The sequence below is a fragment of the Brachyspira sp. genome, assembly GCF_050873525.1.
Classification (GTDB): domain Bacteria; phylum Spirochaetota; class Brachyspiria; order Brachyspirales; family Brachyspiraceae; genus Brachyspira.
In genome coordinates this window covers 1-10,370 of sequence record NZ_JBNMIZ010000088.1, presented here as the reverse complement: position 1 = coordinate 10,370, position 10,370 = coordinate 1, and the positions used below count along the sequence as shown (strand labels likewise).

Annotated in this window: 11 protein-coding genes and 1 pseudogene; 3 read left to right on the top strand and 9 right to left on the bottom strand. The window is 26.6% G+C overall.

From position 1 onward, the window contains the following. The coding region (locus ACR0QS_RS07320) for a tetratricopeptide repeat protein (protein WP_432632783.1) at positions 1–2,125 on the top strand (2,125 nt) is incomplete at its 5' end. 15 nt (positions 2,126–2,140) lie between these two features. Here ACR0QS_RS07320 and ACR0QS_RS07315 read toward each other — a convergent pair. From ACR0QS_RS07315 to ACR0QS_RS07290, 6 genes and pseudogenes are all read right to left on the bottom strand, one after another. Further along, positions 2,141–2,449: pseudogene (locus ACR0QS_RS07315) on the bottom strand (R.Pab1 family restriction endonuclease); the annotation flags it as partial. A gap of 12 nt (positions 2,450–2,461) precedes the next feature. Next, positions 2,462–2,911 (bottom strand): hypothetical protein, encoded by a 450-nt coding sequence (locus ACR0QS_RS07310; RefSeq protein WP_432632782.1) that lies wholly within the window; start codon positions 2,909–2,911, stop codon positions 2,462–2,464. Beyond that, a complete protein-coding gene (locus ACR0QS_RS07305; RefSeq protein ID WP_432632781.1) occupies positions 2,901–4,028 on the bottom strand; it encodes an Eco57I restriction-modification methylase domain-containing protein in 1,128 nt (375 codons plus the stop codon). Before ACR0QS_RS07305 ends, ACR0QS_RS07310 begins: the two co-directional genes overlap by 11 nt. A gap of 58 nt (positions 4,029–4,086) precedes the next feature. Next, positions 4,087–4,515 (bottom strand): zinc-ribbon domain-containing protein, encoded by a 429-nt coding sequence (locus ACR0QS_RS07300; RefSeq protein WP_432632780.1) that lies wholly within the window; start codon positions 4,513–4,515, stop codon positions 4,087–4,089. A 131-nt stretch (positions 4,516–4,646) separates the two neighbouring features. Further along, positions 4,647–5,000, bottom strand: a complete 354-nt coding sequence (locus ACR0QS_RS07295) for a hypothetical protein (protein WP_432632779.1) — start codon at positions 4,998–5,000, stop codon at positions 4,647–4,649. Beyond that, positions 4,997–5,335, bottom strand: coding sequence for a hypothetical protein (locus tag ACR0QS_RS07290; RefSeq protein WP_432632778.1), 339 nt, complete (start codon positions 5,333–5,335; stop codon positions 4,997–4,999). The genes ACR0QS_RS07295 and ACR0QS_RS07290 overlap by 4 nt, the downstream gene beginning before the upstream one ends. A 249-nt stretch (positions 5,336–5,584) precedes the next feature. Between ACR0QS_RS07290 and ACR0QS_RS07285 the strand changes: the two genes are divergently transcribed. Beyond that, positions 5,585–6,682 (top strand): chorismate mutase, encoded by a 1,098-nt coding sequence (locus ACR0QS_RS07285; RefSeq protein ID WP_432632777.1) that lies wholly within the window; start codon positions 5,585–5,587, stop codon positions 6,680–6,682. Then, positions 6,675–7,226: a shikimate kinase gene (locus ACR0QS_RS07280; protein WP_432632776.1), complete on the top strand. Its 552-nt coding sequence runs from the start codon at positions 6,675–6,677 to the stop codon at positions 7,224–7,226. The genes ACR0QS_RS07285 and ACR0QS_RS07280 overlap by 8 nt, the downstream gene beginning before the upstream one ends. Here the strand turns inward: ACR0QS_RS07280 and ispE are convergent. From ispE to lpxD, 3 genes are read right to left on the bottom strand one after another with little or no spacing between them, the layout of a single operon-like run. Further along, the gene (ispE, locus tag ACR0QS_RS07275) at positions 7,218–8,087 is read right to left on the bottom strand and encodes a 4-(cytidine 5'-diphospho)-2-C-methyl-D-erythritol kinase (protein ID WP_432632775.1); all 870 of its coding nucleotides are present in this window, start codon (positions 8,085–8,087) and stop codon (positions 7,218–7,220) included. The genes ACR0QS_RS07280 and ispE overlap by 9 nt on opposite strands. Continuing rightward, positions 8,084–9,229, bottom strand: coding sequence for a restriction endonuclease subunit S (locus ACR0QS_RS07270; protein WP_432632774.1), 1,146 nt, complete (start codon positions 9,227–9,229; stop codon positions 8,084–8,086). The genes ispE and ACR0QS_RS07270 overlap by 4 nt, the downstream gene beginning before the upstream one ends. A gap of 51 nt (positions 9,230–9,280) precedes the next feature. Further along, positions 9,281–10,321: a UDP-3-O-(3-hydroxymyristoyl)glucosamine N-acyltransferase gene (gene lpxD / locus ACR0QS_RS07265; RefSeq protein WP_432632773.1), complete on the bottom strand. Its 1,041-nt coding sequence runs from the start codon at positions 10,319–10,321 to the stop codon at positions 9,281–9,283. Positions 10,322–10,370 lie beyond the last annotated feature (49 nt).

Here is a 10,370-nt window from a genome sequence, read left to right as displayed (position 1 = left end):
TTTGGACATTATTATGAATGATAAAAATCAATACGATAAAAATAAAGATAGTTATAATTTAATGATAAAATTATTTATATTGTCGATGGTTGTATTCGGCGCTTTGTATTTTATACATAATCTTTATATATCTTATAGATTGGATAAAGTAATGCAAAGATATACAAGCCCTTTGGAAAATATAATTATTACAAAAGAAGAATATTATACAAATATTATTTTAACCGAAATTGAAAGCAATAAATTTATAACCAATAATATAATATTGAAAAATTCTTCAATAGAAGATTTGGAAAAAAGTTTTGAAAGAGCGATAGACACTCACACGAAAAGTTTGCAAGTTTCAATGGGCGAAGTGGTAAAGACATCCTCCGATACGCTTAATTTTTGGTTTGCATTTATATCTGTAGTTATGATAGTATTTTCATTTGCAGGCGCTTTTGTAAATAATAATATCTTAAAAGAAGCAAAGGAACAATTAACGCAAGTTGAAAAAGAATCTGCAAAATCATTGGAAGCGATAAAGATTGAAACGCAAAAATTAATAGAGCAAAACGATAAAAATATAAAAATAAATAGCGAATTTAATTTAGCTTATCAAGCATATCAAAGTAAGAAATATAGGGAAGCAATAGAATATCTTTCAAAAGTAATAGAATTAGATAATAATTATTCTGATGCATATATTAATAGAGGTTTAGCTAAATACGAACTACAAAGATACGAAGAGGCGATAGAAGATTATAATAAAGCCATTGAATTAGACAATAATAATTCTATAGCATATAATAATAGAGGCATAACTAAATATAATCTACAGAGATATGAAGAGGCGATAGAAGACTATAATAAAGCAATCGAATTGGATAATAATTATTCTAATGCATATAACAGTAGAGGTGTATCTAAAGCTGAATTAAAAAGACATGAAGAGGCGATAGAAGATTATAATAAAGCTATCGAATTAGATAATAATTATTCTGGTGCATATAATAATAGAGGTTCAGCTAAAAATAATTTACAAAGATATGAAGAAGCAATAGAAGATTATAATAGGGCTATTGAATTAGATAATAATTATTCTAAAGCATATTATAATAGGGGTAATTCTAAATGTGATTTACAGCAATACGAGGAGGCAATAGAAGATTACAATAAAGCCATTGAATTAGATAATAATAATTCTATGATATATAATAATAGAGGTTTAGCTAAAGATAATTTACAACGATACGAAGAGGCAATAGAAGATTACAATAAAGCTATCAAATTAGATAATAATAATTCTATGATATATAATAATAGAGGTATAACTAAATATAATTTACAACGATACGAAGAAGCAATAGAAGATTTTAATAAAGCTATTGAATTAGATAATAATTATTCTATGGCATATAGTAATAGAGGTATAACTAAATATAATTTACAACGATACGAAGAAGCGATAGAAGATTATAATAAAGCTATCGAATTAGATAATAATTATTCTATGGCATATTACAACAGGGGTTATACTAAATTAAATTTACAAAGATATGAGGAAGCAATAGAAGATTATAACATAGCTATAGAATTAGAACCTAATGAGATACTTGTTTATAACCAAATAGCTTTTACAAAAACTAAACAGGCAAATATTGAATTAAAAAAATTAAATTACGATAAAGCTTTGGAATTATTGAACGAAGCTATAGAATATTGCAATAAAGGTATAAAAGTAAAATCTGATATTAGCGAAATATATGACAGCAGAGGATATGCAAGAACTAAAATTGCAAATTTTGAAAGAAATAAAAATAATATTGATAATGCCGTAAAATTGTATAAAGAATGTATAGAAGATTTTAATAAGGCAATAGAATTAAATAATGAATATGCATTTTCTTATAACAGTTTAGGATATATAAAAAACATATTGGCTAATATTCAAAAAGATAAAATATCGGAAGAAGATTATAATCAATTAAAAAAAGAAGCGTTTGATAATTTTAATAAAGCTTATGAATTTGCAAATGAAGATTTGAAAGAAAAAATGATTAAATATTTATCCAAACTTTCTGAAAATAACGAAAAAATAGCAAAAGATTTTTTTGAAACTCATAATTTAGTAAATCCTATTTAAAATTTTTTATTGATTTTAATTATTTATATCTTTTTTAATTAATTCTAAAATCTGCCTTATATCGTAATTATGACTTTCGCTTAATATTCCAAATGTTTTAAAAGCTTCTAATAAAAATTGTTTGTCTTTTGAATCTAAAATAAGATAAGCGCATTCTTTAGAATCGGCAACTCTGCCAATTAAATATGGTTTGCTATCTGCTGGCTTTAATTCGTTTATTGGAAAACATACATAAAGCATAGGCTGAACTCCAATAGCTCGTTGTTTTTCTTTTATAATAATTTCAATTAAAATATCGAAACTGCCAAATTTATGAACTAAAAGAGGATATTTTACTTAGCTGCAATAAAAATCTATTCCTAAAATATTTCGTTGAATCGGATGGCTTCGCAAGATTTGAAATTGAGAATCTAAAAAATCATTTGAGTTAATATTTTCTAAAAATTTTAAAATATCGTTTATCTCATTTATTTTTATAATTCCAAATTTTGTAAAATAAAATAAATATTCGCTTAATTCGTATAACGCTTTCTTTTTACTGTTTGCTCCGATAAATTCTGTATTTTTTAAACTAGTTAGATTCATTTTTTCGTTGTCCGATTTATCCGCATCGTATCCAATTTGCCATTCTATATAATGTTTTTGAGAAAATGGAATTTGTCTTGTCGCGGTCGGCAATCCGTATTCGTAAAAACTATTTCTAATCTTTACTCTCGCTTTTCCGCTTTGAGCCGTAAGAGGAATTTCAACAAATATTTTATTGTCTTCAAGTTTGCTAACTCGCATAATGTTCCCCTAAAAGATTTTCAAAATAATTTAAAATTTTATTATTTAGAATTTTAGATTCGGAAGCATGTATAAAATCCGATTCTATCTTTTTAAATTTATTATAATCAATCATTATGTCGCAATTTCCAAAATAATAAGGCACGGTTGAAATTATTTGCTTAAACACATCGACATAACAATAAAGACTATATTTTGATTTTGGAATATAAACGGCATTTGCGCAATCTTTTTTTATAAAAGTTTTTGAACGGCGAAGAGCGTTAATATCTCGCATTGTATAAAACATAGCGACTTTATCCGAAACTCGATTTTTATTTGGGTATTTATCGATATATTTTGCAATAAAATCGAAGTCATTTAAACAAAATTTTTTATTGTCAATAGTTTTAAATTTATAATTTCTAATAAAATTATAATCTATTCCAAGTTCGTTTCTTTCGTATAAAGAAATTATAATTGGGAAAAAACCTAAAGAATTTGGACAAAAAATTTGAGAGCTAATAATAACGGAATCCAAAATTTTATAATTTTCAAAAAATCTTTTTAAAGTTTTAAAATTTGTTTCTTTAATGAGATAAGAAAGCGGATGCAAAATGCAAATATAATCCGCTTTTAATTCGTTAAATGAAAGTAAAAAACTCATTCCTAAATCTCTGCATTTCAAATAAGAATCAACAGAATAATTTTTATTTTTAATACGATTTTGAACGATTGAAGTTTTATCGTTATAAGGCGGATTTCCAATAATAATCAATTTTTCATTTTCGCCGATATTAAAATTTTTTCTGGTAATATTTATAAGCGAATTTTTATGCAAAAATAACGGAGAATTTTTTGATTCTATAAAATTGTTTTTTGCAATTTCCAAAGCTTCTTTATCAATATCGACTCCAATTTTTTTACTAAAATTTAAGTCTTTATATTTTGTCGGAATTTTCAAAAAATTACCATAACCACAGGAACTATCGAGTAAAACAAAATCATTTAAATTAGATTTATAATTTTTTTGAAAAAATTTAAAAAACATTTTATATGCAATTTCAACAATATAATCGGGCGTGTAAAAACTTCCTAAATTTATTTTTTGAGTTTTATTCAAATGTTTTTGCGACATAAAATTTCTTCTGTAAAATAATATAGTTGCATATTATATTTAAACTATTATATACTATTTATTTGACGACATATTTTCCTTCGCTGTCTTTAAATTTTCCAATTAAAATAGCGAAAAAATCTACTACCATCCATGCTAAATATATAAATCCAAATAATAAAGCCAATACAATAAAAACTATTCCGTTTCCATCTCCATAGACAAATGCTATTCCCATTATAAAGAAAATAACGGCGGCAATTCCGATAATCCAAGCGATGAAACCTTCAAAGATTTTTCCTACATAAAATTTATAGATATAAATATATCCAAAAAATAGCAATAAAAGCAAGCATACTACCCAGCTTTTTTCCGACTTTTGATTTTCTAAAGGATTGGAAATCGCTTCATTTGAAATATTTTCTTCGACTTTTGCTCCGCAGTAAGGACATACATTAAAATCATTATTTATTTGTTTTCCGCAAGATGGACAAGTTTTTTCATTCATTTTTTACTCCTAATTACGAGGTTATAACCTAATACAAATATATTAAAATATTCGTAAATGATTTATAATTCTACTATTAATTATAAGCTCCGATTTTCTTTGTTCTACTATTTTATTTATTATTAGATTTATCATTTTTCTTTACTATCCTTATTATTTATATATTCGCTATCAGATTTATTTATTTCTTCTAATAAACTATTTAAGTCATCCTCTGTAAAATTATCTTGTATTTCCCGTATTTTCCTTAATCCTTCCAATTCCTCTTCCGTCCATATTTCCTCTTCTTTTTTATCTTCCAAATCTATTTCTTCACCTATAGTTTGAGGTTCATTCGGATTATTATTTAATCTTATTTCTCTTACAGCTTTTAATAAATCATCTTTATTTAAGTTAGATATAGCCTCATCTCTTATTTTATTTACTTCAAGCAACGCCTTCTTTTTATTTACTATATCATTTATATAAGTTCCTAATGTTTTCATAGCATTCTATTTATAACCTCCATTTCAAATAAATAATTAAAATCTTCAACCGTCATATCTTTTATTTCTTTATCATTAGCAGCAGGATTTACTAATACTCTATATCCTTTTATCCAACTTGGACGGATTTTAGGATTATTCCTATCATCTATACTATTCCATAATATATCGCAAGGTTGATTACTTATTTGTTCTTGTATTTTTTCGTAATTAGGATATTTATTACAAGCTTCAAAATCGTAATCTGTAGTTATTACTAATTTACCGTTATATTCTTTATACTGAAAATCACCGTATAATGATTTACTATAATTTGGATTATCTTCATAATTCATATTAATTTATTTTCCCCCTATTTTATTTTGTTTATTATATCTTCTATTTATTTGTTTCCAGCAAGATTGACAAGTTTTTTCATTCATTTTTTACTCCTAATCACGAGGTTATAACCTAATGCAAATATATTAAAATGTTTTTAAATTATTGTCAATTAATATTTTGATAATTAAAAAAATAAATTTATTATTGACTTTAATATGCTTAAATAATATATTTATTAAAAATCTTTTATTAGAATTAAAATTATGGAAAAATTAAAAAAATTAAGAGACGAAATAGACGATATAGACAAACAAATAGTCGAATTAATCGAAAAGAGAATGAAAGCGAGTGTGAAAGTCGGAGAGGTAAAAAAAGAAAATAATATTCCGATTTTTGACGCAAAAAGAGAAAACGAAGTAATAGAAAAAAAAATAGAATTACTGAAAAATAAAGAACTTTCAAATCTCATTATCACAATTTTTAACGATATAATGTCGACTTCAAAATTACTTCAAAAAGATTTGATTGACGAAAACTATAAAAACGATATTAATAAAAAAATCGAATTTGGAAAAATTGTCGCTTATCAAGGAAGAGAAGGCGGAAACGGATACGAAGCGGCTAAAAAAATTTTTGAAGATAAATGCGAATTGATAAATAAAAAAAGTTTTGAAGATGTTCTTGAAAGCATAAGAAACGAAGAGGCTTATTACGGAATATTGCCTTTGGAAAATTCTTCAACTGGAATGGTAAACGAAGTTTTGGATATACTCGTAATTTATAATTGCAAAATAGTCGGAGAGATTTATCTGCCGATAGAATACGGACTAATGGCAAAATCGGGAGCGAAAATAAAAAATATAAAAAAAGTTATCTCTCATCCTCAAGCCTTAAAACAATGTTCGGACTTTATAAAGAAAAATAATTTTGAAGAATTGAAAGCGAGTAATACGGCGGAGGCGGCTTATATCGTTTCAAAAAGTGAAGACGATAGCATAGCTTCAATATCGAATAAAAACGCCGCTAAAATTTACGGTTTGGAAATTCTAAAAGAAAATATAGAAAACATAAAAGGAAATACGACAAGATTTATAATAGTTTCAAATTACGATAACGCTTTGAAAAACGGAAATAAAATGACAATAAGATTTTCGCTTCCTCATAAAAACGGTTCTTTGGCGGGCGCTCTTTTGAAACTGAAAAATTTTAATTTGACTTCGATAGTTAGCCGTCCTTACAGAGAAAGAAAATGGCAATATTATTTTTATATTGATATGACGGGGAATTTTAACGAAAAAACTTTGGACGATTTTAAGAATTCGGTTGAAAATTTTACCATACTTGGAATATACGATGAATAATAATTTAAATGATAAAACAAAAAATAAAACTTTATTTATAATAGGTTTGCCGAGCAGCGGAAAAACTACTTTGTCAAAAATGCTTGCCGAATATTTGAATCATAATTTTTACGATATGGATTTGATAATAGAGGAAAAAGAAAAAATGAAAATAAGCGCAATATTTGAATCACGCGGAGAAAAATATTTTAGAGAAAAAGAAAGCGAAGTTTTGGAAAATTTAAGCGAATTAAATAATGCCGTTATTTCCACAGGCGGCGGAATAATTTTGGCTAAAAAAAATAGAGATATAATGAAAAAAAACGGAACGACAATTTTTATAAATAGAAATCTCGACATTCTTCTTAAGCATGTGGACGCAAGCGAAAGACCTTTGCTCACGAAAGATAAAAATAAATTAATCGAATTATCGAAAGAGCGCGAACCTCTATACAGAGAAACCGCCGATATAATTTTTACTCATAATACTTGGGAAGAAAATATTGAAAACACTTTTAATATTTTTTACGATTATATAAAAAATAAAATTCCTTTATCAAATTAAGTTGAGTTTGTAAATATCCAAATTTTCAAATATATTTTTTAATTTATTATAATCTTCTTCTAAATTTTCGTCTTTGTCGTATAAAGCGAAAAGCGAAGAACCCGAACCGCTCATGCAAATTTTTCTTTTAATTTCATTTTCAGCTTTTTCTTTATATTCTTTTATTTTCGGCTCGATATTAAAAACATTTTTTTCAAATATATTATAAGTATGCGAATATAAATCTTCAAAATTTATTTCAGTTTTTTTAATTGCAAAATTATCAAGCAAATTTTTAATATAAAAAATATCCGACTTATTAAAATCGTTTTCCGTAAATTTTGAATAAGCTAATTTTGTCGAAACATTTATATTTGGAAAAATTAAAATTATTTTATAAGGAAGAGTAAAATCGAACGACTCAATTTTTTCGCCTATTCCCGAAACCCAGCTCAAACCTCCTTTTATAAAAAATGGAATATCCGCTCCGAATTTTGAAAAAGATTCTATTAATCGACTGTCTGGTTTTATATTCAATTCTTCCAAAAAAAATTTTATAATTGTCGCGGCGTTTGAAGAACCTCCTCCGAGTCCAGCTCCCGTTGGAATATTTTTTTCAATATTTATTTTATAATTTTTTTTAAGTCCCATTTTGTTTTTGAAATGATAAAATATTTTTGCGACTATATTGTCTTCTTCGTTATCGTTTAATTTATATTTTCCGCTCGTTGAAATTTTGAATTCTTTATTTTCCGCAATTTTTATTATATCGAATAAATCAATCGTATGAAATAAAGATTCTATAAAATGATAACCGTCTTCTCTTTTTGATTTTATATCCAAAAATAAATTAATTTTGCAAGGAGATTTTTTTACAATCATATTTTAATCTCTCCGTTCATTAATTTATTAATAATTCCTTTTTTCATTTTCTTAATCTCCTCTTTCTGCTCCTTCAAATTATCTATTTCGGCGTCAAGCAAACTTAAAAACTTGCCTATATATTCTTGTTCTTTTATACTTGGATACGGAACTAATATATCTTTACAAGCATTAAATTTTATTTGTTTTCCATGTCTAATTCCTTCAGCATAAGGTTTTAAATCTTTAATGAATTTATAACTTTTAAAATAATATTTGTAAAAATAATGAGCCATTTCTATTTTTGGTTTTAATACGGTATATGCAGGGCTTATAATTCCTTCATAGTCGGAGTATTCAAATCCTCCTTGAAACGACATTAAACTTATAACAAAACAACCTTTTTTCACTAATTTATAATTAGATAAACTTTCTTTTTTCCTTATTATTTTTCTTTCGGTTAAATTATTAGGTATAACTCCTTTATCTCTTGTCGAAGCCAACATTATTTTATCTTCATTATTCCTTTCAGTAAAATTGTCAAACATATCGCCTAATTTGATTATTTTCCATTCGTCATTAAATTCTTTAAATCTCATTTCTGGGACATTCTCGCCTTCTTTACAAGTCAATAATTTTTTCGTTACAGCCTTTTTAAATCTTTCTTTTTCTTCGATTAATTTTATTGTGTTTTCTAAATACGCGTCAATTTTTGAAATTCCAGATGCAATCCGTTTCTGTTCGTCTAATGGTGGTAAAGGAATTTTTATTTGTTTAAAATTTGGAATAGTAAGTTGTGGAATACTTGAACCTTCGCCTTGAGGAATTACATATTGTAAAGCGTAATAAAGAAATTCTAAAACTAATATTTTATCGTTTGGAATAGCGCAAATTAATCTAACAATCGGAAAAAATGGCTCGTATCTAACGCATGCAAATCCAATAGTTCCTCTTGCCGATACTGTTAAAGCTGGCTTCGTAATAATTGGAGTTTTGGTATATCCATAAAGCCCGTTATTTTTAATTCCATTTGAAAATATAGGTATTTGATTTTCTTCAGTTTTTTCAGGAGTGCAATCATTTGGACGGTCTCCGCCTGCAGAAATTTTTTCACAAACTTCACCGATAGTTTTTGTTTGCCAGCCGTTAGGTAATTTATTCATAGTTTGATTATATAATTTATTATGATAATAAGCAACTTAATGAATTATAAATTACTTCACTCTTCTTATTTTAGTTTCAAATTTTTCTTCAACCAATTTTATAAGCTCTGGAAGTTTTTGTTCGGCTATCATTTTTAATTTTTCTCTGTTAATATCTTGAGCTGGGCTTCCGAGCATAATTGAATTCGATTCTATTTTAACTTTCGACATAACGCCGCTTTGTCCTCCCAAAACCACTCTATCTCCCAAAACCACATGGTCCGCCAATCCAACTTGTCCCGCCAATACGCAATGATGCCCAACTTTACTGCTTCCCGCTATTCCTACTTGCGAAACTATTATTGAATGTTCCCCAATATCGCAGTTATGGGCAATTTGAACGAGATTGTCGATTTTCACGCCTTCTCTGATTATAGTCGAACCTAAAGTGGCTCTGTCTATGCAAACATTAGCTCCAATTTCAACATCGTTTTCTATTATCACATTTCCCCTTTGAGGAATTTTTATCTGCTTTCCGTCCACTTCAAAAAATCCAAATCCATCGTTTCCTATAACCGTTGAAGAACCTATTATTACTCTATCTTTAATAACGCATCTGTCATGTATCGAAACATTTGAATGAATTATTGATTTTTCGCCAACGCGAACATTATCTCCCAAAAACGCGCCGCTTTCTATAACCGCTCCTTTTTTGATAATGCAATTTTTACCTATGCGAACATAATCGCCAATATAAACTTCTTTGTCGATATTTGAATTTTCCTCTATAATCGCCGTTTTTTTAATCGTTCCCAAATCATATTTTTTATCTTCGAACATAAAATATAATAATTTAATGAAAGCTTCTTTAGGATTTTGATAAATTATAATAGTTTTATTTTTAAAATCTTTTATATTTTCCGCGGCGTCTTCTCGCATTATAATCGCGTTCGCTTTGCTTTCAAATGCGGATTCTATATATTTATTATTGTCGATGCAAATAATCGAGTCTTCTATAATATCGTTTATAGGAGATAGAGTCGATATATCTAAATTTTCATCTCCTATTATTTTTTTAGCGTTCAAAAAATTAAATATATCTTTTACTTTCATTTTATCGCCAAATATTTTTTATTATTATTTATATTAATAATTTTATTTT